This window comes from Nesterenkonia marinintestina (assembly GCF_025420485.1).
Classification (GTDB): Bacteria; Actinomycetota; Actinomycetes; order Actinomycetales; family Micrococcaceae; genus Nesterenkonia; species Nesterenkonia marinintestina.
In genome coordinates this window covers 234743-260528 of the sequence record NZ_JAOEFD010000001.1, presented here as the reverse complement: position 1 = coordinate 260528, position 25786 = coordinate 234743, and the positions used below count along the sequence as shown (strand labels likewise).

Sequence of the window (25786 nt, the reverse complement as noted above, 5' to 3'; positions counted from 1 at the left end):
CCGTCGTGTGAGGCGGGGGGAGCCTCCGTTAGAGTGGCATGGCCGCTACAGTGGCATGTCCGCATGCGTCCGTGCGGGCACGCGAGAAGCGCACCACGAAGGGATCGACGAGACACCATGGCAACACTCCTCACCATCCAGGGCGGCAAACCGCTGCAGGGGCGCGTCCGCGTCCGCGGTGCGAAGAACCTGGTCCCCAAGGCGATGGTGGCCTCTCTGCTCGGCAGTGAGCCCTCCGAACTGCGCAACATCCCGGAGATCAGGGACGTCGAGATCGTCACCAGCCTGCTGGCGATCCACGGGGTGAAGGTCGACCACGACCTCGAGGCCGGCAGCCTGACCATGGACCCGCGGGAGACCCGCAACGCCACCTACTCGGAGATCGACACCCACGCCGGGGACTCGCGCATCCCGATCCTCTTCTGCGGCCCCCTGATGCACAAGAACGGTGAGGCCTTCATCCCGGACCTCGGCGGCTGCCGCATCGGCGACCGCCCCATCGACTACCACCTCGAAGTGCTGCGCAACTTCGGGGCCGTGGTGGACAAGCAGCCCAGCGGCATCCGGATCTCCGCCCCGAAGGGACTGCTCGGGGCGAAGCTCGAGCTGCCCTACCCCTCGGTCGGCGCCACCGAGCAGGTGCTGCTCACCGCAGTCCTCGCCGAGGGGATCACCGAGCTGAAGAACGCCGCCGTGGAGCCCGAGATCCACGACCTCATCCAGATCCTCCAGCAGATGGGTGCGATCATCTCGGTCAACACCGACCGCACCATCCGCATCGAAGGGGTGGAGCGGCTCTCCGGGTATCGCCACCGCGCCATCCCCGACCGCAACGAGTCCGCCTCCTGGGCCTCCGCGGCGCTGGTGACCCAGGGCGACATCTACGTCGAGGGCGCCGCACAGCGGGACCTCACCGCGTTCCTCAACACGTACCGCAAGATCGGCGGGGAGTTCGAGGTCTACGACGACGGGATCCGCTTCTGGCACGGAGGCGGCGCACTGCAGCCGCTCGTGCTGGAGACCGACGTCCACCCCGGATTCATGACCGACTGGCAGCAGCCCATGGTGGTCGCACTCACCCAGGCCGCCGGAGTCTCCATCGTCCACGAGACCGTGTATGAGAACCGATTCGGCTTCACCCACGCCCTGCAGCGCATGGGCGCCTCGATCCAGCTGCACCGCGAGTGCCTGGGCTCGAACCCCTGCCGCTTCGGCCAGCGGAACTTCCTCCACTCGGCGGTGATCTCGGGCCCCTCGAAGCTCCACGGCGCCGACATCGACGTCCCCGACCTTCGGGGCGGGTTCTCCCATCTGATCGCCGCACTGGCGGCGGAGGGCACCTCCCGGGTCACCGGCATCGAGGTGATCAACCGCGGCTACGAGAAGTTCCTGGACAAGCTCACCGGTCTCGGCGCCGACGTCGAGCTCTCCGAACGCTGACACGACGGATGACCACTCAGGACCCCGAATCCGACGACCGGGGGGACGCCGACCGGCTCCCCCTGGCCACCCGGATCGGCTTCCGCGCCGCGGCCTCGGTCGTGCTGCCCACGATGAACCTCAGCGTCGGCAAGACCTGGCGCGGGGCCGACCGTCTGCCCGCGGGCGGCTTCATCGGCGTGGCCAACCATGTCACCATGATCGACCCGCTCGCCGTCGCCCACGCGGTGTACCGCACCGGTCGGACGCCCCACTTCCTGGCGAAGGACTCGCTCTTCCGCGTCCGTGGACTGGGCGGGATGCTGCGCGGCCTGCGACAGGTCCCGGTGGCCCGGGGGACCCGCGACGGCGGCGCCTCCCTGGAGGCCGCCCATGAGGTGCTGCGCCTGGGCGGTGCGATCGTCGTCTACCCCGAGGGGACGCTGACCCGGGACCCGGACCTGTGGCCGATGCGGGCCAAGACCGGGGCTGCGCGCCTGGCGCTGAAGACGGGACACCCGGTGGTGCCGGTCGCGCACTGGGGGGTGCAGGAGCTGCTCGGCCACTACGAGAAGGTGCCGCGCCCGTTCCCCCGGAAGCGCTACGAGCTGCAGTTCGGCGCACCGGTGGACCTCGAGGACCTGCGCGGAGGTCCGGTCACCCGGTCCACGCTGATCGAGGCCACCGAACGCATCGAGTCGGCCCTGACGGACGAAGTGGCCGCGCTGCGCGGCGAGACTCCGCCCGAGGGCATCTGGGACCCCGCCGAAGGCGGCTACGCACCGCGTCGGCGCGGCAGGGAGGAGAACCGGTGATGAGGGAACCGCACCTCGCCGACGCTCCGGCCCGGGTGGCCGTGCTCGGCGCCGGCAGCTGGGGGACGACCTTCGCCAAGATCCTCGGCGACTCCGCCGAGGCGTCGTCGGCTCCCACCCGGATCACCCTGTGGGCCCGCCGGCAGGAGGTCGCCGAGGAGATCCGCACCCACGGCACCAACAGCACCTACCTGGGGGAGCTCCGCCTGCCGGGGAACGTCACCGCCTCCACCGACCTCTCAGCGGTGGTGGCCGAGGCCGACGTCGTCGTCCTGGCCGTCCCGGCGCAGTCCCTGCGTGAGCACCTCCACGCGGTCCGCGACGTCGTGGGGGCACAGACGGTGTTCGTCTCACTGATCAAGGGACTCGAGCGGGGCACCGACATGCGGATGTCGGAGATCATCGCTGAGGAGCTCAGTGTGCCTCCGGCCCGGGTCGCAGTGGTCTCCGGCCCGAACCTCGCGATGGAGATCGCCCGTGGTGAGCCCACCGCCTCGGTGGTGGCCTCCGCCGACGCGACCACCGCCGAACGCATCACCGCGCTGTGCAGCACCGGATACTTCCGGCCCTACACCAACGACGACGTCGTCGGCGTGGAGCTGGCCGGCATCGTCAAGAACGTGATCGCTCTGGCCGTGGGCTTCTGCGACGGCCAGGACCTCGGCGACAACTCCAAGGCCTCCGTGATCACCCGCGGACTGGCCGAGACGCGCCGCCTCACCGCCGCCCTGGGCGGCGAGGTCGAGACGCTGGCCGGCCTCGCCGGGCTGGGAGACGTCGTGGCCACCTGCGCCTCGCCGCTGTCGCGCAACCGCAGCGCCGGGCGGCTGCTCGGAACCGGGCTCAGCGCCGAGGAGACCTCGCGTGAGATGACGCAGACCGCCGAGGGGATGAAGTCCGCATCGGCCGTGGTCGAGCTGGCCCAGCGCCACGGGGTGGAGATGCCCATCGCCGAGGCCGTGGTCGCCGTGCTCGACGGGGCGCTGCCCGTGGAGCGCCTGGCCACCCTGCTGCTGGCCAGAGATCTGAAGTCCGAAGGAAAGTGACACCATGACCGAGCAGTCCACCGCTGACCGGCTCCGCGTACTGGTCCTCTACGGAGGCCAGTCCGCCGAGCACCCCGTCTCCTGCGTCACCGCCGCGGGGGTGCTGGGCGCCGTCGACGGCGACCGCTTCGAGATGGTGCCGGTGGGCATCACCCGGGACGGCCAGTGGACGCTGCCGACCACCGATCCGCGCACCCATGCGTTCGTGCCCGGCGAGCCCCTGCCCGAGGTCGTCGCGGCAGACTCCCGCGTGGTCCTCCATTCCGGACCGGAGGGCACCTCCGAGCGGGGCGCCGAGCTGCTCGAGATCTCGGCCGCCGGCGAGGCGACCTCATGGGGACACGTGGACGTGGTCTTCCCGCTGCTGCACGGTCCGTTCGGGGAGGACGGCAGCATCCAGGGCCTGCTCGAGGCCGCCGGAGTCCCCTACGTCGGCGCAGGGATCCTCGCCTCCGCCGTCGGCATGGACAAGCACTTCATGAAGATGGCCTTCTCCGCCGCCGGCCTGCGGGTCGGCGACTTCGAGACCGTCACCGCCCGCCAGTGGACCGAGGACCGCTCGGCCGCCCTCGAGCGGGTGCGCCGGCTGCGTCTGCCGGTCTTCGTCAAGCCGGCCCGCGGCGGCTCCTCGGTGGGCATCACCCGCGTGGACGACTGGGCGGAGCTCGACCGGGCGATGCAGGAGGCCCGCGAGCACGACCCGAAGGTCGTGGTCGAGGAGGGCATCGACGGCCGCGAGATCGAATGTGCGGTCCTGGGCGGCCGCGACGGCGCCGCGCCCCGGGCCTCGCTGCCCGGAGAGATCGACGTCCACGACGGCGGCGAGTCCCACCAGTTCTACGACTTCTCGGCGAAGTACACCGACGGCACGGCCGCCGACCTCTCCTGCCCGGCGGACCTGCCCGAGGCGGTCCTCGAAGAGGTGCGGCGTCAGGCGGTGGTCGGCTTCGAGGCCGTCGACGCCGAGGGCATCTCCCGGGTCGACTTCTTCGTCACCGAGGCCGGAGAGCCGATCATCAACGAGATCAACACCATGCCCGGCTTCACTCCCATCAGCATGTACCCGCAGATGTGGCAGGCCTCCGGCGTCACCTATCCGGAGCTGATCACCGAGCTGATCACCCTCGCCGCCGAACGGAGCACCGGGCTGCGCTGAGCGCGGGCACGCCGACCCGAAACCGGACGATCAGCCGTCGACGGTGCACTCGCGCGTCTGCTCGACGTTCTCCGCAGGCCCGGCCAGGGCGACCATCGCGGTGGACGAGGCGACCCTGTCGACGTCGAGCAGGACTTCGACCGCGGGATCACGTCCGTAGCTGACCAGCTGCCAGTCGTCCTCGCGCTCGATCGCCAGCCAGTCCACGCCCTCGGCGGTGACGCAGTGCTCGGGAGACGGTCCGGGAGGCTCCACGCCGCAGCGGACCACGACGGCGCTGGGCTCGCCGAAGGCGGCGGTGGCCTGGGAGGTGGTCTCGCGCAGGTCGAAGTCGCCGATGCTGTCCGGAAGGCTCAGCATCACCTCGGCGCATTCGGGATCGGCGGCGTGGGGTGCGGCCTCCACCGCGGCGGTGGAGCCGCAGCCGACGAGCAGCGCGGCGGCACCGGCGAGGGCCGTCGCCCGTGCAGGCCGAGCGCCGGGAGGAGGAGTCTGGGGCATGGGTCCAGGGTAGTGGAGGTCCCGGTTGCCGGAGGTCGCGATGACCATGGCCTATTCTGGTGAGGATGCCTGAGCACGGTGAGCACGGCCTAGGGTGCGGCTCGCTCGGGGGGAATGAGCCTGTCCGGCAGGAGGAGACGCATGGCCACCCACGACTCACACGAGTACTACGAGGACGACGCCCCGGAGAGAGGGGGCCGACGTCGCCGTCGGGGCGGCTGCATCGTCCTGGTGATCGCGGCGGTGCTCGTCATCGGCGCGCTGGTGGCCGCCGGGCTGTACCTGACCTCGATCGGGCGCTCCTTCGACCAGCAGGCCCAGAACTTCGACGAATCCTTCCCCGCCGAGGAGGACCGCCCCGAGGACGGGGAGGCCACCAACATCCTCCTGCTCGGTTCGGACTCCGGGGGCGGCTCCGGCGAGGACGAAGACCTGCCGATGGTCCCCAACAGCGGGCGGTCGGACACGATGATGCTCATCCACGTGCCTGAGGACGGCGATGACGTGCAGCTCATGTCGATCATGCGCGACACGTGGGTGGAGGTCCCGGGGCACGGCGAGCACAAGATCAACGCGGCCCTGTCGCTGGGCGGCGTGCCGCTGACCGTGGAGACCGTGGAGTCGATGTTCGACGTCCGCGTGGACCACGTCGCCGCGATCGACCTGGAGGGCTTCACCGGTCTCGTCGACACCCTCGACGGCGTCACCGTGGACTCGCCGACCGCCTTCGAGACCAACGACTACTCCTTCGCCGAGGGGGAGCAGGACCTCGACTCCGACCAGGCCATGCAGTTCGTCCGGGAGCGCTACTCCTTCGACGACGGCGACTTCCAGCGCGTGCGCAACCAGCAGGCCTTCATGGAGGGAGTCATGGACGAGGTCCTGACCCCGTCGAACCTCGCGAACCCGGCCCGCGTCCAAGACCTGGTCGACGACCTGGCCCCGTACATCACGGTGGACGACACGCTCAGCTCCTGGGAGCTGGCCCAGATGGGCTGGAACATGCGCAGCGTCCGCTCCGGCGACGTCACCATGTTCACCCTTCCGGTGGACGGCTTCGGACGCTCGGGCGACGGCCAGTCGATCCTGCTGCGTGACGACCAGGCGATCGACGAGATCGGCGAGGCCATGCGCGAGGACTCGCTGAAGGAGTACGTCGAGGACAACGACCTCTGAGATCCGAGGAGGGACCGGCCATGGCGAAGCGGCGCTTCCGCGGCCGAGCGGCGATGCTGCGGTGGTTCGACCTCAGCGAGCAGGCACTGGGTGACCACAGGACGGCGCTGAACCGCCTCAACGTCTTCCCCGTGCCCGATTCGGACACCGGGGACAACATGCTCGCCACCGCCGTGGCGAGCCGACGTGCGGCCGCCGTCGTCGACTCGGACGACTTCGGCGAGCTGCTGGCCGGCGCCGGTGCCGAGGCCATGGTCGAGGCTCGGGGCAACTCGGGCACCCTGCTGGCCGTGTTGCTCACCGGCCTGGCCGCACCGCTGCGCGGATGCGACCGTCTGACGATCACCACGTTCGCCGCAGCCCTGGATTCGGCCTCCGTGCGTGCCTGGTCGGCGCTCTCCGGCCCCGTGTCGGGAACCATGCTCTCGATCATCGACGCCGTCAGAGACCTCGCCGCGCGCCGGGCCGCCGAGGTCGAAGAGCCGGAGAGCCGTGCGGCTCTGGAGGACGCATTGCCCGAGGTGGTCGCCGAGGCGCGGCGCGCCGTCGAGGCCACAGAGTCTCAGCTCGATGCGCTGCGCACCGCCGGCGTGGTCGACTCCGGGGGGACGGGTCTGCTGCTGGTCTTCGACGCCCTGCGCGCCGCGGTCCGCGGCGAGGACCTCACCGAGGATCTGCTCGACGGCCTGCACGGCGTCGGGGCCTCGGCACGGCACCGGGCGGACGACGGCGGGGCTCGCCGCAGCGGTGCGCAGGAGGGCCCCGCCGACCCGGACGACGACGCCGCGTGCGAGCTCATGGCCACGGTCCGTCTGGACCCGTTGGGTGCGGCGGGCGTCCGCCACCGCCTCGACGAGCTGGGCGACTCCGTGATCGTCACCCCGGTGGACTCCGAACCTGAGGGGGACGGGACCTACCGCTGGCGGATCCACGTCCACACCGAGGAGCCGGAGGCCGCCCGTGAGGCCCTGGCCGCCGCCGGACGGCTGGAGGGCTGCACCGTCAGCCCGCTGCACTCCGGCGGGGCCGCCCGGTGACCGTCGGGCCCGAGACGCCGCTGGACTCCGTGCTGGGCGGCGAGAGCGCCGCGGGCCTGTCCGAGGCCCTGGACATCCGGACCGCGGGCGAGCTGCTGGACCACCTTCCGCGGCGGTGGGTCGAATACGGTCGGCTCTCCGCGCTGGCCGAGCTGCGCGAGGACGAGCACGTCAGCTTCGTCGCGCGGGTGCACAGCAGCAGCAAGCGGAAGATGCAGCGGCGTCGGGGCTTCCTCACCGAAGTGGTGGTGGAGGACGACGCCGGCGGCACCCTGCAGATGGCCTTCTTCCAGGGGCACCGGGCCCACCGGGAGCTGCAGCGGGGGACGCTGGCCACGTTCCACGGGAAGGTCGGCAGCTACCGGGGGCGGCTCACCCTGAACAACCCCCAGTACGCGGTGCTGACCCAGGTGACCGAGGACGTCGGCGCCGCACAGGAGCAGGCCGCTGCGGCGGGACTGTACGCGAGCCTGCGCGAAGGACCCACCCCGCTGTATCCGGCGAACGCACGGATCACGTCGTGGCAGATCGAATCCGCGGTCTTGACCCTGCTCGAGGTCGCGGACCTGACCCGTTGGCCCGATCCGGTGCCGGCCGACCTCCTCCTCTCTGAGGGGGCGGACCCCCTGGCCGAGGCGTATCGACTGGTGCACCGCCCCGACACCCTCGAGGACACCCGCCGCGGCCTGCACTCGCTGCGCCTGCACGAGGCGTACCTGCTCAACGCCCTGATCGCTCGCCGGCGGGCGGAGGCCGGGGTGGGGCAGTCGACGCCGCGACCGACCTCTCGGACGGGCCTGCTGTCGGCCTTCGACGAGCGGATCCCCTTCGCCCTCACCACGGGCCAGCGGGAGGCCGGGGGGCTGATCTCCGACGACCTCACCGCCGCCCGACCCATGAACAGGCTGCTCCAGGGCGAGGTCGGCTCCGGCAAGACGGTCGTGGCCCTGCGCGCCATGCTGCAGACGGTCGACGCCGGGGGTCAGGCGGCTCTCATCGCGCCCACCGAGGTGCTGGCCGCCCAGCATATGCGGTCGCTGCAGGGTCTTCTCGGCGGACTCGTCGAGGGGGACCTGTTCACCGCCGCGGCGAGGGACGACGACGGGTCGGACCTGCCGACCGCACGCCTGCGGCTGCTCACCGGGTCTCTGAGTACGGCCGATCGCCGAGAGGCGCTGCTGGAGATCGCCTCGGGACGCGCCGACATCGTGGTGGGCACCCACGCCCTGCTGGGGGAACAGGTGCAGTTCGCGGACCTGGGGCTGGTGGTGGTCGACGAGCAGCATCGCTTCGGAGTGGAGCAGCGTGACGCCCTGCGCCGCCGCGGCGCACCGGTCCCGCACATGCTGGTCATGTCGGCCACCCCCATCCCGCGGTCGGTGGCGATGACGGTGTTCGGCGACCTCGAGCTCACCGTGCTCGAGGGCCTGCCCGACGGGCGACGTCCCATCGAGACCCATGTGGCACGGATGACCCATGGGCCGCGGGTCATCGGCCGGGTGTGGGAGCGTCTGGCCGAGGAGGTCGCCGCCGGACGCCAGGGCTACGTGGTGTGCCCGAAGATCAGCGAGTCCGACCGCCGCGAGGATCCTGAGAGCGGAGTGGCCGTGGAGCAGGACGCTTCGGTCGAGACCCTCGCCGCCCGGTTGGCCGAGCACCCCCTGATCGGGCGGCTGCGTCTGGGCACGCTGCACGGGCGCATGGAGGCCGCTGAGAAGGAGCGCGTGATGACGGCCTTCGAGCGCGGAGAGATCGACGTGCTGATCTCCACCACCGTGGTCGAGGTCGGCGTGGACGTCCCCAACGCCACGTTCATGGCCGTCCTCGACGCCGACGCCTTCGGGATGTCCACCCTGCACCAGCTGCGCGGACGCATCGGGCGGGGGAGCGCGGCCAGCCTGTGTCTGCTGGTGACCCGGCTGCCGGACGACCACCCCTCACTCGAGAGGATCACCGAGGTCGCGGAGCACACCGACGGCATGATGCTGGCCCGCCTCGATCTCGAGCGCCGACGGGAGGGCGACGTGCTCGGCTCCTCGCAGGCGGGAGCGCGGTCGAGCCTCCGGCTGCTCCGGGTCCTCCGCGACGAGGAGCTCATCCTGCGCACCGCCGACCATGTGCGGGACCTGACGGACCGAGACCCCCGATGGGAGGGGCACCCGGAACTGCGGGCCGCCGTGGAGGCGTGGACCGCGGAGCGCGACCACGCCGGCGACTTCGTCACCCGAGGATAGGAGCTCACCATGGCACGCATCATCTCCGGCACCCACCGGGGCCGTCGACTGGCGTCCGTCCCCGGGGACGGCACCCGGCCGACCAGCGACCGGGTCAAGGAGTCCCTGTTCTCCCGGTTGGAGGGCTATGACGCGCTCGTCGACGCCGTCGTCGTCGACGCCTACGCCGGTTCCGGGGCGCTCGGCTTCGAATCGCTGAGCCGGGGAGCGCGGTCGCTGGAGGCGGTGGACCTGGCTGAGGGCGCGGTCAGGGTCCTTCGTCGCAGTGCGGGACTGTTCGAGCCGGGCTCGGTGAGCGTGCACAAGGGCCGGGCGCTGACCTACCTCCGGCAGCGCGACGGTGAGCCCATCGAGCTGCTCTTCCTGGACCCTCCCTACGGCGTGGCCGAGCGGGAGCTCGCTGAGGTGCTGGCCGCCGCCGCGCCCCAGCTGCACCGGGCGGCCACGATCGTGGTGGAGCGCGACGCGGCCGCCCCGGAGCCCACCTGGCCGTCGGGAGTCTCCCGGTTCCACGAGAAGACCTACGGAAGCACCCGGATCTGGATGGCCGAGCCGGAGTGAGGCGCCTCTGTGTGTGCCGGTGTGTGCCGGTGTGTGCCGGTGTGTGTCGGGACGGAGGTCCCTCAGACGCTCAGCCGCGGCTCCACATGTGCAGGTCCTCGCCGGTGAGCACCTCGCCCGGATGCGGTCCGCGCGCCCAGAGGGCGTCGATCGCCACCTCCGGGATCGGTTCCGGACCCGGAGCCGCGACCAGCACGAGGTTCCCCTCGGCCTCGGCGGCCAGGACGTCGGCCGGTGCGCTGAGGACGAGATGGTCCCAGCGGCCGCGCAGCTGATGGGCCGCTGATGCCACCAGACCGCGGGCGAACTCCATGGGCGGATCGTCGCCGAGGTTCATCATGACCGTGCCCTCCCGGGCGGTACGCAGCAGCGAGGCCAGGAACGGCGGCGCGGTCAGTGCGGCGGGGGCCTGCGCCGAGTTGAAGAGGTCGGCGACGACCACGTCGAAGGTCTCACCGGACAGCAGACCGTCCTCGACCAGGACCTCGGCCGCATCGCCGACGAGCCGACGCGGCGGTCGGGCCATGGGAAGGTGCTCCAGCACGAATCCCATCAGCTCCGGTTCGAGGTCCACCGCGGTCTGAGCGGCCGACGGCCACCGATGGTCGATCCAGCGGGGCAGGGTCAGTGCGCCGGCGCCCAGGTGCAGCACCGCCCCGGGCCCCTGCGGGTGCAGGGTCTCCAGTGCGGCCGCGATCCTCAGGGCGTAGTCATGCAGCAGGAAGTCCGGGTGTTCCGGGTCCACATGGGACTGCTCGGCGCCGTCGAGCAGCAGCACCATGCCCCGGTCGGTGAGTCCGTCCGGCACCAGCCGGATGCGCCCGCCCGCCGCGGAGGGGGTGGGGGAGCCGGGCATCACGCGAGGCGGTCCAGGGCGGCGGGCAGACGCTCGGCCAGCCGATCCATGGCGGCCTCGATGGTCTCGTGGCGCTTGCAGAAGGCGAAGCGCACCAGGTTCTGCAGCTCGTCCTGCGGGTTCGCCCGATGCTGCACCGTCAGCGAGGAGACGGGGATCGCGGCGACTCCGACCTCCTCGACCAGCATCCGACAGAACTCGACGTCGCCGACGTCGGTGAGGCCCCGGACGTCGGCGACGACGAAGTAGCCGGCCTCGGCCCGGTTGGGCCGCAGTCCTGCGGCCTCGAGCCCGGAGTGGAGCATGTCCCGGCCGGCCTGCAGTCCGGCGACGTTCTCCGCGTAGAAGCCGCGGTCGTCCTGCAGGCCCGCGGCGACGGCCCACTGATACGCGGGCCCGGAGCAGAAGCTCAGGAACTGCTTGATCCCCAGCACCTGATTGACCAGCTCCGCCCGACCCATGACCCAGCCGACCTTCCACCCGGTCAGGGAGAACGACTTGCCGGCCGAACCGATGGCCACGGCCACCTCGTCGGCCCCGGGGACGGAGAGGATCGGGTGGTGGGGCTCGGCGGCGTCGTCGAAGACCAGCTGCTCATAGACGCCGTCGCACATGATCCGCAGGTCGTGGCGTTGGGCGATGTCGACGACACGCCGAAGCTCCTCGGTGCTGAACACCGTGCCGGTGGGGTTGTGCGGGGTGTTCAGCAGGATCAGCGAGGTCCGCTCGGTGACCGCCGCTTCGAGGGCGTCGACGTCGGGGCGGAAGTCCGGGCCCCGCAGCGGCACGCCGACCAGCTCTGCGCCGGCGATGGCGGTGACCGCGCCGTAGGAGTCGTAGTGCGGTTCGAAGGTCAGCACCTGGGTGCCCGGTGCGGCGAATGCGAGGATGGCCGCGGTGATGCCTTCGGTGGCGCCGGTGGTCACCAGCACCTCCGAGGCCGGGTCGAGGTCGATGTCCCAGCGGCGCCGCTGGTCCTCGGCGACGGCCTCCCGCAGGACCGGAAGTCCCGGGCCGGGAGGGTACTGGTTGCCGGGCCCGCGGCGGGGATCGGTGATCGCCGCGGCGGCGGTCTCCAGCATCCACTGCGGGCCCTCGTGGTCGGTGAAGCCCTGGCCGAGGTTCAGCGCATCGTGCCGCAGCGCGGCGGCGGTCGTCCGCTCATAGATGGTCGGCGTGACCCGGCCGGAGTCGAAGTCATAGGTGTTCGCACCCACCGCGGCCTTGGTCCACAGCTCTCGATGCTCCAGCGGAACCCGTGAGGGTGACGGGGGACGCGTGACGGCGTCGTCGGGATGCGGACCGGTGCTGTGCGACGGAGACATGACCACCATCGTAGACAGTCCCCACCGCCCTCGGGGCGACACCGAGACGTCCGATGACCGATGTTCCTCGCCGGTCGCTCACGGCGTGCAGTAGTGTCCTCTACATGCAGTCCGCAGTGTGCCCCGGCTCCTTCGATCCGCTCCACAACGGCCATGTGGAGGTCATCGCACGTGCGTCCAACCTCTTCGACGAGGTGATCGTCGCGGTCTCGGCGAACATGCACAAGTCTCCGCTGTTCTCCCTCGACGAGCGGATCGCCATGGCCCAGGAGACGTTCTCCTACTTCCGGGGCATCACGGTGAAGCCGCTCGGCGGCGGACTGCTCACCGACTTCTGCAGGGCCCAGGGGGCGACCGCCGTGGTCAAGGGGCTCAGGGGTCCGCAGGACCTGGAGTACGAACGCCCGATGGCCACCATGAACCGTCACCTCTCCGGGCTGGAGACCATCTACCTGCAGGCCGACGGGCGCTATACGCACCTGTCCTCCACCCTCATCAAAGAGGTCCACAGCCTCGGCGGCGACGTCTCCGAGATGGTCCCGCGGGCCGTGCACCGCCGGCTCACCGACCGATCCGCCGACCGACCTGCCGACCGGTCCGCCGACCGCTGACCCAGGTCCCGTCCCCGTCCACCCCGAGGAGGTCCCCATGAGTCCGATCACCAAGGCCGTCATCCCCGCCGCCGGTCTGGGCACCCGCTTCCTGCCGGCCACCAAGGCCATGCCCAAGGAGATGCTGCCGGTCGTCGACGAGCCGGCCATCCAGTACGTCGTCGCCGAGGCCTCAGCGGCGGGTCTGGACGACATCCTGATGATCACCGGGCGGAACAAGCGCTCGCTGGAGGACCACTTCGACCGGGTGCCGGCGCTGGAGGCCACCCTCGAGGCCAAGGGGGACGACGCCAAGCTGGCGGCGGTGCGCCGGGCCACCGAGCTCGGGGAGATCCACTATCTGCGGCAGGGCGACCCCAAGGGGCTCGGGCACGCCGTGCTCTGCGCACGCCAGCACGTCGGGGCCGAGCCCTTCGCCGTGCTGCTGGGCGACGACATCATCGACGCCCGCGACGAGCTGCTGTCCACCATGCTCCGCACCCAGCAGGAGCTCGGGGGCTCGGTCATCGGTGTCATGGAGGTCCCCCAGGACGCGGTCAGCTCCTACGGGGTCGTGGACGCCGGCGGCGACGTCGCCGGCTCGGACGTCGTGCCGGTGGCCGGGCTGGTGGAGAAGCCGCCGAGCGACGAGGCACCGTCGAATCTGGCCATCATCGGACGCTACGTGCTGCACCCGGCGATCTTCGACGAGCTCGAGCGCACGCCCCCCGGACGCGGCGGCGAGGTGCAGCTGACCGACGCGCTGCAGCAGATGGCCTCCCGTCCCGTCGAGGAGGGCGGGGGAGTCCACGCGGTGGTGTTCCGCGGTCGGCGCTACGACACCGGTGACAAGCTCAGCTACATCCAGGCGGTGGTCACGCTCGCGGTGGACCGCGACGACCTCGGCGCCGATCTGCGCAGCTGGCTGAAGGAGTTCGTCGCCGACCTCGACTGAGTCGCCGGCCGGTGCTCCCCGGACACGCATGTCCGGAAGATTCGCCACCCCCGCGCCTCGTGGGCTAGACTGACACGTCGGTCCAGATCTGACGTCTGTCTGGATCCGGTTCGTCGATCGCAGGGAGTGAACACCGTGACTGCTCAGCAGGGCGGCGACCTGTCCGTCGAGGTCAAGGAGCTCCGGGGGCGCCCCGGCACCCTGGAGACCCTCACACGGACGGTCCCGATGCCCGCGGAGTTCTCCACCGTGCTGATCGGCCTCCCTGCGGGGGAGGACCTCGAACTGGATCTGCGCCTCGAGTCGGTGCACGAAGGTGTGCTGGTGACGGGAACGGCCTCCGCCCGCGCGCAGGGCCAGTGCGGACGCTGTCTGGACGAGCTGGCCTACCCGCTCACCGTGGACGTGATGCAGCTGTTCACGTACCCGGAGCGGGCTGAGACGGACTCGGAGGACGAGGAGGAGCGCCTCGTCACCGATGGTCTCACCGTCGAGCTGGAGCCGGTGCTGCGTGACCTGATGGTCTCGGCGCTGCCGTTCCGGCCGGTGTGCCGCGAGGACTGCCCGGGGCTGTGCTCGCAGTGCGGATTCCGTATGGAGGACGATCCGGACCACGCACACGAACAGATCGACCCCCGCTGGGCCGCTCTGGCGGGCCTCGCCGAGGATCTCGAGGGATCTGAGGACGAGGACGGCCGCCGAGGCTGAGCCCCATACGACCTGCCCGCAATCGAGAGAGAAGAGAGACACCGTGGCTGTTCCGAAGCGGAAGAAGTCCCGTGCCAACACCCGTCACCGCCGTTCCCAGTGGAAGGCCCAGGCCCCCACGCTGGTGAAGACGGTGGAGAACGGCCGTGTCGTCTACAGCCAGCCGCATCAGGCGAAGCTGGTCACCGACTCGGCCGGAACCCCCCTGTTCTACGAGTACAAGGGCCGTAAGGTCGCCGACGCCTGATCTCTCCGGACCGGAGATGACTCACGAGGTCGCGGCCGACCCACAGACGCTGACGGAGAGCCTCGGGGTGCACATCGCCCCCGAGGCTCTCCGTCTTGCCCTGACGCACCGCTCGTACTCCTACGAGAACGACGGGATCCCCACCAACGAGCGGCTGGAGTTCCTCGGGGACTCCGTGCTGGGATACTCGGTCACCGACTACCTCTACGCGAGGTTCCCCGAACACAGCGAGGGTGACCTCGCCAAGCTGCGCGCCGCACTGGTCTCCACCCGCGCGCTGGCCCGGATCGGCCGCTCCCTCGACATCGGCCCGCACATCATGCTCGGTGCCGGAGAGCTGCGCACCGGCGGTCGGGACAAGGACTCGATCCTGGCCGACACCATGGAGGCGCTCATCGGTGCCGCCTACCTGTCCACCTCCTTGGACACCGCACGCGAGTTCGTGCTGCGCCACGTCGTGCCGCTGCTCTCCGACCGGCAGGCGATGAACGCCGGACGCGACTGGAAGACGACGGTCCAGGAGATCGCCGCCGCCCGGGACCTCGGCGACATCCGGTACCTCATCGAGGACTCCGGGCCGGACCACGACAAGACCTTCGCCGCGACCCTCACAGTGGGCGGGAGCCGCTACCGCACCGGCGTCGGCAAGTCCAAGAAGGACGCCGAGCGCGAGGCCGCACGGCTCAGCGTGGAGGAGCTGGCGCCCTCTCAGGCCTCGGACCCCGAGGCCGCGTCCCGGCCGGGCGGCGAACCCGCCGGTGCCTGAGCTCCCCGAGGTCGAGGTGGTCCGACGCGGCGTGGACGCATGGGCCGCCGGCCGGACCGTCGAGCAGGTCACCGTCCTGGACGCCCGCAGCCTGCGCCGGCACGAGGGCGGCACGGAGGACTTCCTCCGACGTACAGTCGGCACCCGGCTGGCCGCACCCCGGCGTCGTGGGAAGTTCCTGTGGATCCCTCTGGAGGGACCGGCCCCGAGTTCCCCGACGACGGCGCTGATGATCCATCTGGGCATGAGCGGCCAGGTCCTCATGGAGGACGCCGAGGCACCGCCGGAGAAGCACCTGAAGGTCGTGATGGACCTCAGCTCCGCACCCGGGCTGCCGGAGCAGCTGCGCTTCGTGGATCAGCGGATCTTCGGGGGTCTGCAGCTCTCCCCGCTGGTGCCCTCGGGGCACCCTTCGGGGTCGGTGCCGACCGCCGCCGCACACATCGGCGCTGACCCGCTGGAGCCGGGGGCCGACGACGAAGCGCTCTTCCGCGCTCTGCGGCGCCGCCGAAGCAGCCTCAAACGCGCGCTGCTGGACCAGACGCTCATCTCAGGGATCGGAAACATCTACGCCGACGAGGCGCTGTGGGCCGCCCGGCTGCACTTCGCCCGCCGGACCGAGACCCTCACCCGCGGAGAGGTGGCACGACTGACTGCGGCGGTCCGTGAGGTGATGGAGGCCGCACTGGCGGCCGGCGGGACGAGCTTCGACTCCCTCTACGTCCACGTCAACGGCGCCTCCGGCTACTTCGACAGGAGCCTCCGGGCCTACGGTCGTGCCGGCATGCCGTGTGAGCGCTGCGGCGCCGTGGTCCGTCGGACACCCTTCATGGGCCGCTCCTCCTTCTGGTGTCCGTCCTGCCAGCCGCGTCCCCGGGCGGGCCGCTGGTGAGGATCGGGGCGGCCTCGCATCGCCTGGACGTCCGGCCGTGTCCTATACCATGGCATCCGACATCACGGCCTCTGCGAGGAGGCCTGCCCGGGCTCGAGAGGACTCTGCGTGGCGACATCCGACGCTGACGACACCGAGGAGCTCGGTGCCGTCGTCGAGGACGAGACCGACGACGTCGGCGACGCCTCGGAGGAGCCGCGGGAGGCCCGTCGACGTCGTCGTCGGCGCTTCCTGCTGATCGGAGCCGCCGCGGTGTCCGCCCTGGTGATCGTTGCCCTGGTCGCCGCCGGCCTCTACGTGCGCAATCTGCAGACCACCTTCGACGACAACCGCAACATCCTCGACCTCTCCCTGGACGACGACTCCCAGGACCGCAGCGAGGAGGGCACCCTCAACATCCTGCTGCTCGGCTCGGACAGCCGGGGGGAGGGGATGGACACCGCGGAGACCAAGGGCGAGGACGGCGAACGCTCGGACACCATGATGTTCGTCCACATCCCGGCCGACCGCTCCGGGGTCTACGTCATGTCGATCGTGCGCGACCTGTGGGTCGACATCCCCGGCGAGGGGGAGGGCCGCATCAACTCCGCCCTCGACCTGGGCGGATACCCGCTGGTGGTCGACACCGTCGAAGAGCTGCTCGACACCCACATCGACCACATAGGAATCATCGACTTCACCGGGTTCGAGGATCTGACCACGGCCCTGGGCGGGGTGTACGTGGACAACCCGCACAGCTTCTCCGCCGGGCAGCACAATCCGACGTTCTACCCCGAGGGCACCATCCGGCTGCAGGGCAACGATGCGCTCCGCTACGTCCGTGAGCGCAAGTCGTTCGTGCAGGGTGACTTCATGCGCGTGCAGAACCAGCAGCGGGTGGTCGAAGCGATCATCGACCGGTTCCTCTCGGCCGACACCCTGACGAATCCTCAGCGGGTCAACGACGCGGTCGAGGGCATCGTGCCCTATCTGACCATGGACGAGGGGCTCGACGGTGCGACCGTCGGCGGGTACGCCGTGGAGATGCGCGGCCTGCGGTCGGACGACGTCCACATGTTCACCATCCCGACCGGAGACCAGATGGTCACCTCCGGCGGTGCCTATGTGCTGCAGGAGGACGAGAACGCCACCGAGGTCCTGCGCCGCTCCCTGCGCCGGGAGAACCTCGACGGATTCCTCACCTACCTGGACGCCCGGCAGGAGGCGATGGACGAGGACTCGTGGATGAGCTTCGACGACGCGGAGGACGAGGACGACCAGGACGACGGGGACGACCAGGACGACGGGGACGACCAGGACGACGGGGACGAGCAGTGATCCGAGGATCCTCACCCGGCCGGGTCCAGCTGATCACCCACTCGTACTGGCCCGAACGGACCCCGCCCCAGCGGCGCTGGCAGCGTCTGGTCGCCGCCCTCGTCGCCGACGGCTGGACCGTCGACGTCGTCGCTCCGGCACGCAATCCGCGCCACACTCCGGCCGCGGGGCAGGCCTTCGGTCGGTTCGGCCTCCGGCCGGAGCCGGGTCCGGCCGGCGAGCAGGTGCGGCGGGTGCCCTATGCGCTGGTGCGCGATTCGCGGGCGGGTCGCTTCGCCGCCGACATGCTCTCGGCGGCCCTGCTGGTCCCGCGGTCGGCTGCGGCCCCGCGTCCCGACGTCCTGATCACCACGGTGCCGGCGCTTCCGCTGGCGGTCACCGGGTGGGTCGCCGCACGGCTGCGAGGTGTGCCGCTGGTCCTGGACATGCGTGACGCCTGGCCCGATCTGGCCCGAGAGGCGTCGCTGCGGGCCGGCCCGGCCGTCGACGTGCTGGAGTCGGTGCTCACCGGAGTCCAGCGCCGAGCGGACCTGGTGGTCGCGGTGACCTCCGGGTTCGCGGAGCGGCTGCGAGCCCGCGGCGCCCGGGTCGAGACGATCAGCAACGGGGTCGACCTGACCGAGCTGCCGCAGCCCGCCGCGGCGCCTCGCCGTGCGGGGCGGTTGCGGGTGCTCTACTACGGCAACCACGGGGAGAGCCAGGGGCTCGAGACCGTCATCGACGCCGTGCGCGCCGTCCATCGGGCCGGTGAGGTCGAGGTGACCCTCCGGATGGTCGGATCGGGCACCCAGAGGTCACGGCTCATCGCCCGCGCCGCCGACTGCCCGGCGGTGGAGTTCCGCCGGCCCGCCCACGGCGAGGAGCTGCGCGGGCATCTCGACTGGGCCGACTCGGTGCTGGTCAGCCTGCGCACCGACTGGCCGTCCTTCGCGTGGACCGTCCCGTCGAAGACCTTCGAACTGATGGGGCTGGGCACCCACATCACCGCCGCCGTCGCCGGAGAGGCCGCTGAGATCCTGCGGCACGCCGAGAACTCGGACGTCGTGGAGGACGCCGACGCCGAGACCCTCGCCGCGCTGTTCGACCGGCTCGCCCGCGATCCGGAGTCCACACCGACGTCCTCCAGCGGACGCCGCTGGGTGGCCGAGAATGCCGACCTGCCCGGACTGGGCCGGCGGTACTCGCAGCGTCTGCGTGAGCTCATCGGCGCCCCGCCGCAGACCGCGCCCGCCCATGCGGGCGATGCGGGCGATGCGGGCGATGCGGACGATGCGGTCGAAGGAGAGGGTCGGCTGCGCGCCGACCGGACGTGGATCTGTGTGTGCACCTATCGGCGGAACCGGCTCCTGGCCGAGCTCCTCGGTTCGCTGCGGGCCTCGGAGGGACTCGACACGGCCGCCGGTTCCGTCCCCCGGCTCATCGTGGTCGACAACGATCCCGAGGCGGGCGCCCGCGACGTCGTCGGAGAGCTCTACCCCGAGGCCGTCTACGTCCACCAGGCCGAGCCGGGGATCGTGGCGGCGCGGAACGCGTCCCTGGACGCCGTGCCCTCCGACGCCGAGGCGGTGGTCTTCCTCGACGACGACGAGCGGGTCCGCCCGCAGTGGCTCGCCGCCCTGCTGCGCGCCGCCGAGGACTCGGGTGCGGACACCGTCTCCGGCCCGGTGGTCTCACACCTGCCGGCCGGATCGACGGGGGACTCGGGCGGCTTCATCCGTCGCATCGACTTCCCGGCAGGTCCCTGGGCCGGTCGTCCGGCGACGAACAACGTCCTGGTCCGCGCCGGGTGGTTCCTCGGCGAGGACGGGCTGCGGTTCGATCCGGACTTCAATCTGACCGGAGGCGAGGACTCCGAGCTGTTCTCCCGCATGCAGGCCGCCGGCGCGCGCAGCTGGTGGGAGCCCGAGGCGATCGTCGAGGAGGACGTCCCCGAGGAGCGGGCCACCGAGGACTGGATGCGCCGCCGCGGCGTCCGAGCCGGTCATGTGCGGGCGAAGAAGGCGCAGAAGCGGGGACGCGGCCGGGCCTCCATCCTCGCCGAGGCCGCGGTCAGGCTGGGCGCGGGCGCCGGTCGGGCCGCCGCGCGCCGCCTGCGCCGCCGTCCGCTGCGCTATGCGGACCGGATCTGGCTGCGCGAGGGTCGGGGGATGGCCGAGTACGCATGGGGCCGTCGGTTCGAGGAGTACGCCCGCCGCTGACGCCGGACCACGGCCGGGCCGGTCAGCGTGGCAGCCGTCGTTCCCAGCGGTCCGCCTCGGCCGCGGCGGAGGTCGGCGAGCCGATCATCGCCTCGTCGGCGCGCATGTCCGCCAGCTCGGCCTCGGCCTCTGCGTCACGGGGCTTCAGCGTCCGTCGGTAGAGCGAGCCGGCGAGCCGTCCGGGCCGCGTCCGGCGCAGAGTCTCGGCCCGCTCGGCCGCCTCGGAGCGGACTCGGCGTCGCCATCGACCCAGGGTGGGACGCATCCGCGACGGGTCCGGCAGCGCACGGCGTCCGAAGAATCGAAGCGCCTCGGGCGTCCGCCATCGGACCGCCGCAGGATCCTCCGCATAGAGCGCGACGATCTCCCGCAGCACCTCCTCGGCCTCGTCCCGCCGATCTGCCGACACCAGCGCGAGCTGCGGGAGGTACCAGGTCACCAGGAAGTGCTCGAACCGGGTGTGCAGATAGGCCTCGAGGAGACCCTCCCGGCGCAGCCACTCCGCCCGAGCCGCCTCGACGATCAGGTACTTCCGGAAGTAGCCGGGGCTCACCGCGTTCACGATCGAGCTGTCCACGGCCCCGTAGTAGACGTACGCCGGGGCGGCCACCGCCAGGTACGCATCGGTGCGGTGCAGCAGCTGCTGGAAGAACAGGGTGTCCTGACCCGTCGCACCGACCGGCTGCACCAGCCCCAGTCCGCGCAGCCAGTCGGTGCGCGCGACCATGCCCTCGATGCTGGCCGGACGGAAGGACGAGGCCTCGAGCACGTCGGGGCGCGGCCGCCGCAGGGCTCCGTCGACCTCCGATCCGAGGTCCAGCCACGAGTGGACGTCGAGGTGCCGGCGGCGGTCGCTCCAGGTGTGCTGGGTGCCCAGGGCGAATCGTGCCTCCGGGGTCTCGCGCAGTGCGTCGACCATCTGTGCGTATGCGTCCCCGCACTGCTCGTCGTCGGGGTCGAGATAGGCGACGAACTCGGTGCCGGCCATCGCCAGTCCCGCATTCCGGGGGCGCGAGGCCGACCCCGATCCTCCCGGCGGGTGCCGCAGCACCAGGACGTTCTCGTGCGCGGAGGCCAGCTCCTCGAGGATCGACGTGGTGATCCCGTCGGTGGAGCCGTCGTCGACGAGCAGCACGTGCATGCGCGCGAAGCCCGGGCTGCGGCGCAGGGACGCGAAGGCCTTGTCGCGCAGGTGACGTCCGTTGCCGTAGACCGGAACCACCACCGAGACCTCGAGCCCCAGAGCCCGGGCGGTGCGTCGGGCGGCCGCAGAGGCCTGCCGGAGGTCGGTGTGCACGCGCCCCGGCCGACCGGTCGGCCCGGCCGGGGCGTGGTTGAGGTGGTCGCCGACGAACACGCGGCGGTCCATCGCCTCGGAGTGCAGAGCCTCCGGTGACGGGCGCTCCCCGCGCAGGGCCGCCGGGCGCCAGAACGCGGTCAGGGTGAGGTCCAGGCCCTCGAGGCCCTGCCGGTGGCGCAGCGCGACACGGTCCGTGGCGGCGGCGTCGCCGTCGAGCTTCACGCTGATCGGGGAGGACTGGTAGCGGAAGGCCGCGACATGGTCGGCCGCATAGTCCGGGAGGTAGCGCCGCTCCGGGGAGACCGGCATGAGTATCTCCCCGGACGGCGCCCCCTCGGCGGCGAGGCGGGCCCAGGTGATCAGGGTGGTCTCTCGGTGCGTCTGGGCGGCCATATCGGCGGCGAGCTCTTCGGTGACGTCCTCGGCGACGGCGAGCACCCGCTCGGCCGGCAGGGCGACCTCGACTCCGGCGACGCCGGCCGCCCGGGCCAGCAGGTCCGCACCGTGATGCTCCAGGAAGACCTGTCGGATCCCGTCGGACTGGATGCGGCGCAGCCGTTCGGGATCCTCATCCAGCCGCCGAAGCTCGGCGGCGAGGTCCTCCGCCGAATTGGCGATGTGGACCTGCGGGAAGTACGAGTTCAGCCCCTGGCTGTAGGTGGAGAGCACCGCGGTGCCGGAGGCCTGGAGCTCCAGAGCCCGGTTGGCGAACATCGTCTGGGAGTCCGGCACCGAGTTCAGATTGACCGCGACGTCGACCACGCGCTGCAGGGCCATGAGCTCGGTGTGGTCCACCGCCGGGGTGCGGTGGGCCCAGTACCGGTAGGGGACCAGCTGGTTGGGGGTGGGACGCTCGGCGTCGTAGTACCGGTCGACCAGGACCGTCGGACGGTCGGCGGCCAGGACGCCGTCGAGGATCCGTCGGGCGTACTCGGCGCGCAGCGGATACTTCCTCCCCATCCAGGAGCCGGCGAACAGGACCGCCGGCGAGGCCGCGGGCCGCGAGCCGAGCGGGGAGTGCAGCTGCGGGTCCACGGCGAACGGCAGCACCGAGACGCTGCGGGCCTCGGGACAGTCCCGCCGGTAGTCCTCCACCACCTCGGCGGCGGTGGTGAGGATGTGTTCGCAGGCTCCGGCGGTCTGCAGGAACCGGCGGTAGTCCGGCGGGTCCTCCTTGCCGTAGTACACGGTGGGCACCCCCGCGTCCCGGTAGGCGGGGATGAGGTCCTCGTGCAGCAGCCGACGACGAGCGGCGGCGTCCTCGGCGGTGGCGTCCCAGCTGTGGCCGTCGTGGCCTCGCCAGGTCGCCGCCACCAGAAGCAGGTCGACCCCGTCGAGGTGGTCGCGCCAGTTCTCCGGCGTTAGCGGCACCATGTGGGCGAGTCGGGCGAAGGTGTCGAACAGGAAGCGGTCGCAGATGATGCCGATCCGCAGGTCCAGCCGGGGACGCGACACCCCCGGCTCACCGGGGGGCAGCGCCGCGGCGGCGGCGGTCATCCCGGCCAGCTCGGCGCGGGCGCAGACGGCCGCCGTCGGAGCCTCCGGCGGCCCGCCCGACTCCAGGTGGGCGGCCCGTCGGTCGTGGGCCTCGGCGGCGCCGGCCCAGTGCACGGGCCGTCGGGTGCTCGCCCGCAGCTGCTGTGCGGCCGCGCGATGGGAGGCCGCGGCGTCGCGCGCCGAGGCCTCGTCGAGGGATGCGGACTGCTGTGCGGACTGCTGGCTCACGTCTCTGAGGGTATCCCTCGGAGACAGGGTGCGGGCGGGGGCGCACGGCGTTTTGGAGCACGAGGGGCCCCTTGCTAGACTCACTTCTCGTCACACCGCGACGGGGGCCTCTCCGTGGCAGACTGCCGACCAGCGGGGATGTAGCTTAATGGTAAAGCTTCGGTCTTCCAAACCGACGACGCGGGTTCGATTCCCGTCATCCCCTCCGAATCGAGTCATCTTCTCCGATGACGGCTGAGAGGTGACCATGACTGAGGAACCCGGTCGCCTGAGGGTCTTCTTCGTGGTCCAGCCGACCGCCGCCCACTACCGCGAACCGCTGCTGCGTCACCTGAAGGCCTCCGAGCGCCTCGACGTCGACCTCCACGGGCGTCTCACCAACACCGAGGTGACCTCCGCCGAGGAGATCCGCGCCGCCTCCGACGACGTGCTCAGCCGCGTCACCCCCATCGACTTCCGCACCGTCGGAGAGCTGTGGTGGGAGAAGGGGCAGGTCTCGGCCGTCTGGCGCGGCTCCCACGACGTCTACGTCCTGGCAGGGCGCATCTACACCCTCTCCGCCTGGGCGGCCCTGGCCGTCGGCCGGCTGCGGGGCCGCACGGTGCTGCTCTGGGGGCACGGCTGGAAGCGGCCGGAGACCGGACTCAAGCGGCTGCTGCGCCTGGGCCTCTACGCCATGTGCGACGGCCTGCTGGTATACGGCGACCGCGCCGTCGAGCTCGGCATGAGCTACGGCGTGCCGAAGGAGAAGTTCGGGGTCGTCTACAACAGCATCTACGCCGAGGCCGACACCGGTGAGATCACACCGACCGGCGAGGAGACGGAGCCGCATCGCCCCATGGTGCTCTACAGCGCCCGGCTCACTGCCCGACACCGGCTGGACACCCTGGCCGAGGCGCTGGCCGAGATGACGGATCCTCCGCATGCGGTGATCATCGGCGACGGCGACGAACGTCCGCGGCTCGAGCGCAGGTTCACCGAACTCGGGGTGGAGGCGGACTTCCTCGGGCCCGTCTACGACTACCACCGGCTGCGGGAGCTCTACGGCCGGACCGATGCCGCCGTCTCGATCGGCGGGGCCGGACTCAACGTCATCCAGGCGATGAGCTTCGGCGTCCCCGTCATCGCCGAGGCCGACCATCCCGACTCGAGCCCGGAGATCGAAGCCGTCCACGAGGGGGAGTCCGGTCGCTTCTTCGCCCACGCGGACCCCACCGGACTGGCTCGGGTGCTCCGCGAGGCGCTCGCCGACCGTTCCGGACTGCGCCGCATGGGCCGCCGCGGTCTGGAGATCGTCCGGCGGCGGTACACCGCGGAACGCCACGCTGAGGCCGTCGAGGCCTCGATCCTGCGCCTGGCCGCGCAGGCCCGCACCCGAAGGCGGTGGACGGGTCGGCGCCGGACTGCGCGGCGGCGCGGCCGGATCACTTCGCGGCGCTGACCATCTCACGGGCCTCTGCCCTCATCCGGTCGAACTCCGCGTCGATCTCGGGGTTCGGACGGTGGGTGAGCAGCGAGACCACCACGGCGACCAGCAGGTTCAGGACGAACCCTGGGACGATCTCGTAGAGGGTGTCCGCCAGGACGTCGACGTTGCCCCAGACGGCCACCGTCACCGCTCCGGTGACCAGTCCGGCGACCGCACCCGGCATGCTGAGGCGCCTCCAGTACAGGCTCAGCAGCACGATCGGGCCGAAGGAGGCGCCGAAGCCGGCCCAGGCGAACCCGACGAGCTCCAGGATCGTCGACTCGTTGTCCAGCGCCAGCAGGCCGGCGATGAGCGAGACCACCAGCACGGCCCCGCGTCCCAGCATCAGCTCCTGCCGGCGTGAGGTGCGACGGCCGAAGACCCGGAAGATGTCCTCGACCAGGGCGGAGGAGGAGACCACCAGCTGGGAGGACACGGTGGACATGATGGCCGCCAGCACCGCAGCCAGCAGCAGCGCGGCGATGAACGAAGGGAACATGGCCTGGGAGAGTGCGAGGAACGCGTGCTCCGGGTTCTCCAGGCCGCCCTCGGCGGCGAAGTAGGGGATCGCGACCAGTCCGGTGAGGACCGCGCCGAGGCAGGAGATCCCCATCCAGCCGATGCCGATCCTCCGAGCGGCCTTGGCGTCGGCCGCGGTGCGCAGCGCCATGAACCGCACGATGATGTGCGGCTGGCCGAAGTATCCCAGCCCCCAGGCCGCGGCGGAGATGATCCCGAGGGCGGTCCCGCCGGTGAGGATGTTCAGCCGGTCCGTGCCGTCGACGGCGTCCAGTGCCGCGATCTGGGCCTCGGTCTCGCCGAACCCTCCGACCACGGTGACGGCGATGATCGGGACGATCAGCAGGCCCAGGAACATCATCGTCCCCTGGACGACGTCCGTCAGCGAGGCCCCCAGGAAGCCGCCGATCAGGGTGTAGAGCACCGTCACCCCGGCGACGATCAGCATCCCCGTGGTGTAGTCCAGGCCGAAGGCCAGTCGGAAGAACTCGCCCCCGGCGACGAGTCCGGAGGAGACGTAGAAGGTGAAGAAGCCGAGGATCACGGCTCCGGCGATCAGCCGCAGTGAGTGGTTCCCGGTCTTGAACCGGGCCTCGAAGAAGCTGGGGATGGTGATCGAGTTGTTCGCGACCTCGGTGTAGGAGCGCAGCCGCGGAGCGACGAACTTCCAGTTGAGCCAGGCACCGACGGTCAGTCCGATCGCGATCCAGGCTTCGATGAGTCCGGAGGCGTAGACGGCGCCGGGCAGGCCCATCATCAGCCAGCCGGACATGTCGGAGGCACCGGCCGACAGGGCCGCGGTGGTGGGCCTCAGCCGGCGCCCGGCCAGCATGTAGTCCTCGGTGTCGTCGGTGCGGCGGTACGCGTAGTAGCCGATCGCCAGCATCGCGGCGAAGTAGAGGCCGACGGCGATCAGTTGGACCGTCGGATCAGCATGTGTCGTCATGCCGACGAGTATCGCACCGCACCGTCAGG

At 71.3% G+C, this 25786-nt stretch carries 22 protein-coding genes and 1 tRNA gene; 18 read left to right on the top strand and 5 right to left on the bottom strand.

Annotation, left to right across the window (positions count from 1 at the left end):
- The first annotated feature begins 117 nt into the window (after positions 1 to 117).
- From murA to N7E59_RS01080, 4 genes are read left to right on the top strand one after another with little or no spacing between them, the layout of a single operon-like run.
- Positions 118 to 1440, top strand: a complete 1323-nt coding sequence (murA, locus tag N7E59_RS01095; RefSeq protein WP_261623060.1) for a UDP-N-acetylglucosamine 1-carboxyvinyltransferase — start codon at positions 118 to 120, stop codon at positions 1438 to 1440.
- Positions 1441 to 1448: 8 nt separating this feature from the next.
- On the top strand, positions 1449 to 2234 hold the full coding sequence (locus N7E59_RS01090) for a lysophospholipid acyltransferase family protein (protein ID WP_261623059.1): 786 nt from the start codon (positions 1449 to 1451) through the stop codon (positions 2232 to 2234).
- Positions 2234 to 3280 (top strand): NAD(P)H-dependent glycerol-3-phosphate dehydrogenase, encoded by a 1047-nt coding sequence (locus N7E59_RS01085; RefSeq protein ID WP_261623058.1) that lies wholly within the window; start codon positions 2234 to 2236, stop codon positions 3278 to 3280. Before N7E59_RS01090 ends, N7E59_RS01085 begins: the two co-directional genes overlap by 1 nt.
- A gap of 4 nt (positions 3281 to 3284) precedes the next feature.
- Entirely contained in the window at positions 3285 to 4436 is a 1152-nt protein-coding gene (locus N7E59_RS01080; RefSeq protein ID WP_261623057.1) for a D-alanine--D-alanine ligase family protein, read from the top strand.
- A gap of 30 nt (positions 4437 to 4466) precedes the next feature.
- On the opposite strand, the gene N7E59_RS01075 is transcribed toward N7E59_RS01080, so the two are convergent.
- Positions 4467 to 4937, bottom strand: coding sequence for a DUF3515 domain-containing protein (locus tag N7E59_RS01075; RefSeq protein ID WP_261623056.1), 471 nt, complete (start codon positions 4935 to 4937; stop codon positions 4467 to 4469).
- Positions 4938 to 5078: 141 nt separating this feature from the next.
- On the opposite strand from N7E59_RS01075, the gene N7E59_RS01070 reads away from it, so the two are divergent.
- Genes N7E59_RS01070 through rsmD form a run of 4 tightly spaced genes read left to right on the top strand, consistent with a single transcriptional unit; the run spans position 5079 to position 9945 of the window.
- A complete protein-coding gene (locus tag N7E59_RS01070) occupies positions 5079 to 6113 on the top strand; it encodes an LCP family protein (protein WP_261623055.1) in 1035 nt (344 codons plus the stop codon).
- 20 nt (positions 6114 to 6133) lie between these two features.
- Positions 6134 to 7150 carry a DAK2 domain-containing protein gene (locus N7E59_RS01065; protein ID WP_261623054.1) on the top strand — a complete coding sequence of 339 codons (1017 nt, stop codon included), beginning with the start codon at positions 6134 to 6136 and terminating at the stop codon, positions 7148 to 7150.
- Complete coding sequence (locus N7E59_RS01060) at positions 7147 to 9384, top strand: ATP-dependent DNA helicase RecG (RefSeq protein WP_261623053.1); 2238 nt, start codon at positions 7147 to 7149, stop codon at positions 9382 to 9384. Before N7E59_RS01065 ends, N7E59_RS01060 begins: the two co-directional genes overlap by 4 nt.
- A 9-nt stretch (positions 9385 to 9393) precedes the next feature.
- Positions 9394 to 9945, top strand: a complete 552-nt coding sequence (gene rsmD, locus N7E59_RS01055) for a 16S rRNA (guanine(966)-N(2))-methyltransferase RsmD (protein ID WP_261623052.1) — start codon at positions 9394 to 9396, stop codon at positions 9943 to 9945.
- 70 nt (positions 9946 to 10015) lie between these two features.
- On the opposite strand, the gene N7E59_RS01050 is transcribed toward rsmD, so the two are convergent.
- Together N7E59_RS01050 and N7E59_RS01045 are read right to left on the bottom strand one after the other, a co-directional pair.
- Positions 10016 to 10801, bottom strand: coding sequence for a spermidine synthase (locus tag N7E59_RS01050; RefSeq protein ID WP_261623051.1), 786 nt, complete (start codon positions 10799 to 10801; stop codon positions 10016 to 10018).
- The gene (locus N7E59_RS01045; protein ID WP_261623050.1) at positions 10801 to 12126 is read right to left on the bottom strand and encodes an aminotransferase class I/II-fold pyridoxal phosphate-dependent enzyme; all 1326 of its coding nucleotides are present in this window, start codon (positions 12124 to 12126) and stop codon (positions 10801 to 10803) included. Before N7E59_RS01045 ends, N7E59_RS01050 begins: the two co-directional genes overlap by 1 nt.
- Positions 12127 to 12230: 104 nt before the next feature.
- On the opposite strand from N7E59_RS01045, the gene coaD reads away from it, so the two are divergent.
- From coaD to N7E59_RS01005, 8 genes are all read left to right on the top strand, one after another.
- On the top strand, positions 12231 to 12737 hold the full coding sequence (gene coaD / locus N7E59_RS01040) for a pantetheine-phosphate adenylyltransferase (protein ID WP_261623049.1): 507 nt from the start codon (positions 12231 to 12233) through the stop codon (positions 12735 to 12737).
- A 37-nt stretch (positions 12738 to 12774) separates the two neighbouring features.
- Entirely contained in the window at positions 12775 to 13671 is an 897-nt protein-coding gene (gene galU / locus N7E59_RS01035; RefSeq protein WP_261623048.1) for a UTP--glucose-1-phosphate uridylyltransferase GalU, read from the top strand.
- A gap of 135 nt (positions 13672 to 13806) precedes the next feature.
- The gene (locus N7E59_RS01030) at positions 13807 to 14379 is read left to right on the top strand and encodes a YceD family protein (RefSeq protein ID WP_261623047.1); all 573 of its coding nucleotides are present in this window, start codon (positions 13807 to 13809) and stop codon (positions 14377 to 14379) included.
- 43 nt (positions 14380 to 14422) lie between these two features.
- Positions 14423 to 14626 carry a 50S ribosomal protein L32 gene (gene rpmF, locus N7E59_RS01025; protein ID WP_070161041.1) on the top strand — a complete coding sequence of 68 codons (204 nt, stop codon included), beginning with the start codon at positions 14423 to 14425 and terminating at the stop codon, positions 14624 to 14626.
- 16 nt (positions 14627 to 14642) lie between these two features.
- Positions 14643 to 15392: a ribonuclease III gene (gene rnc / locus N7E59_RS01020; RefSeq protein WP_261623046.1), complete on the top strand. Its 750-nt coding sequence runs from the start codon at positions 14643 to 14645 to the stop codon at positions 15390 to 15392.
- Positions 15385 to 16284, top strand: coding sequence for a bifunctional DNA-formamidopyrimidine glycosylase/DNA-(apurinic or apyrimidinic site) lyase (gene mutM, locus N7E59_RS01015; RefSeq protein WP_261623045.1), 900 nt, complete (start codon positions 15385 to 15387; stop codon positions 16282 to 16284). The genes rnc and mutM overlap by 8 nt, the downstream gene beginning before the upstream one ends.
- Before the next feature lie 108 nt (positions 16285 to 16392).
- A complete protein-coding gene (locus N7E59_RS01010; RefSeq protein ID WP_261623044.1) occupies positions 16393 to 17601 on the top strand; it encodes an LCP family protein in 1209 nt (402 codons plus the stop codon).
- Positions 17598 to 19799, top strand: a complete 2202-nt coding sequence (locus N7E59_RS01005) for a glycosyltransferase (RefSeq protein ID WP_261623043.1) — start codon at positions 17598 to 17600, stop codon at positions 19797 to 19799. Before N7E59_RS01010 ends, N7E59_RS01005 begins: the two co-directional genes overlap by 4 nt.
- A 22-nt stretch (positions 19800 to 19821) precedes the next feature.
- On the opposite strand, the gene N7E59_RS01000 is transcribed toward N7E59_RS01005, so the two are convergent.
- Positions 19822 to 22824 carry a glycosyltransferase gene (locus N7E59_RS01000; protein WP_261623042.1) on the bottom strand — a complete coding sequence of 1001 codons (3003 nt, stop codon included), beginning with the start codon at positions 22822 to 22824 and terminating at the stop codon, positions 19822 to 19824.
- Positions 22825 to 22958: 134 nt separating this feature from the next.
- Between N7E59_RS01000 and N7E59_RS00995 the strand changes: the two genes are divergently transcribed.
- Positions 22959 to 23029: transfer RNA gene (locus N7E59_RS00995), tRNA-Gly, on the top strand.
- Between the two features lie 42 nt (positions 23030 to 23071).
- Positions 23072 to 24265 carry a glycosyltransferase family 4 protein gene (locus N7E59_RS00990; RefSeq protein ID WP_261623041.1) on the top strand — a complete coding sequence of 398 codons (1194 nt, stop codon included), beginning with the start codon at positions 23072 to 23074 and terminating at the stop codon, positions 24263 to 24265.
- Here the strand turns inward: N7E59_RS00990 and putP are convergent.
- Entirely contained in the window at positions 24249 to 25757 is a 1509-nt protein-coding gene (gene putP, locus N7E59_RS00985; protein ID WP_261623040.1) for a sodium/proline symporter PutP, read from the bottom strand. The two genes, N7E59_RS00990 and putP, sit on opposite strands and share 17 nt — an antisense overlap.
- Between the last annotated feature and the right edge of the window lie 29 nt (positions 25758 to 25786).

Bases quoted from the DNA above. Each gene is read 5' to 3' on its own strand.
- murA (WP_261623060.1), top strand. From the start codon at position 118: ATGGCAACACTCCTCACCATCCAGGGCGGCAAACCGCTGCAGGGGCGC.
- N7E59_RS01090 (WP_261623059.1), top strand. From the start codon at position 1,449: ATGACCACTCAGGACCCCGAATCCGACGACCGGGGGGACGCCGACCGG.
- N7E59_RS01085 (WP_261623058.1), top strand. From the start codon at position 2,234: ATGAGGGAACCGCACCTCGCCGACGCTCCGGCCCGGGTGGCCGTGCTC.
- N7E59_RS01080 (WP_261623057.1), top strand. From the start codon at position 3,285: ATGACCGAGCAGTCCACCGCTGACCGGCTCCGCGTACTGGTCCTCTAC.
- N7E59_RS01075 (WP_261623056.1), bottom strand. From the start codon at position 4,937: ATGCCCCAGACTCCTCCTCCCGGCGCTCGGCCTGCACGGGCGACGGCC.
- N7E59_RS01070 (WP_261623055.1), top strand. From the start codon at position 5,079: ATGGCCACCCACGACTCACACGAGTACTACGAGGACGACGCCCCGGAG.
- N7E59_RS01065 (WP_261623054.1), top strand. From the start codon at position 6,134: ATGGCGAAGCGGCGCTTCCGCGGCCGAGCGGCGATGCTGCGGTGGTTC.
- rsmD (WP_261623052.1), top strand. From the start codon at position 9,394: ATGGCACGCATCATCTCCGGCACCCACCGGGGCCGTCGACTGGCGTCC.
- N7E59_RS01050 (WP_261623051.1), bottom strand. From the start codon at position 10,801: ATGCCCGGCTCCCCCACCCCCTCCGCGGCGGGCGGGCGCATCCGGCTG.
- N7E59_RS01045 (WP_261623050.1), bottom strand. From the start codon at position 12,126: ATGTCTCCGTCGCACAGCACCGGTCCGCATCCCGACGACGCCGTCACG.
- coaD (WP_261623049.1), top strand. From the start codon at position 12,231: ATGCAGTCCGCAGTGTGCCCCGGCTCCTTCGATCCGCTCCACAACGGC.
- galU (WP_261623048.1), top strand. From the start codon at position 12,775: ATGAGTCCGATCACCAAGGCCGTCATCCCCGCCGCCGGTCTGGGCACC.
- rnc (WP_261623046.1), top strand. From the start codon at position 14,643: ATGACTCACGAGGTCGCGGCCGACCCACAGACGCTGACGGAGAGCCTC.
- N7E59_RS00990 (WP_261623041.1), top strand. From the start codon at position 23,072: ATGACTGAGGAACCCGGTCGCCTGAGGGTCTTCTTCGTGGTCCAGCCG.
- putP (WP_261623040.1), bottom strand. From the start codon at position 25,757: ATGACGACACATGCTGATCCGACGGTCCAACTGATCGCCGTCGGCCTC.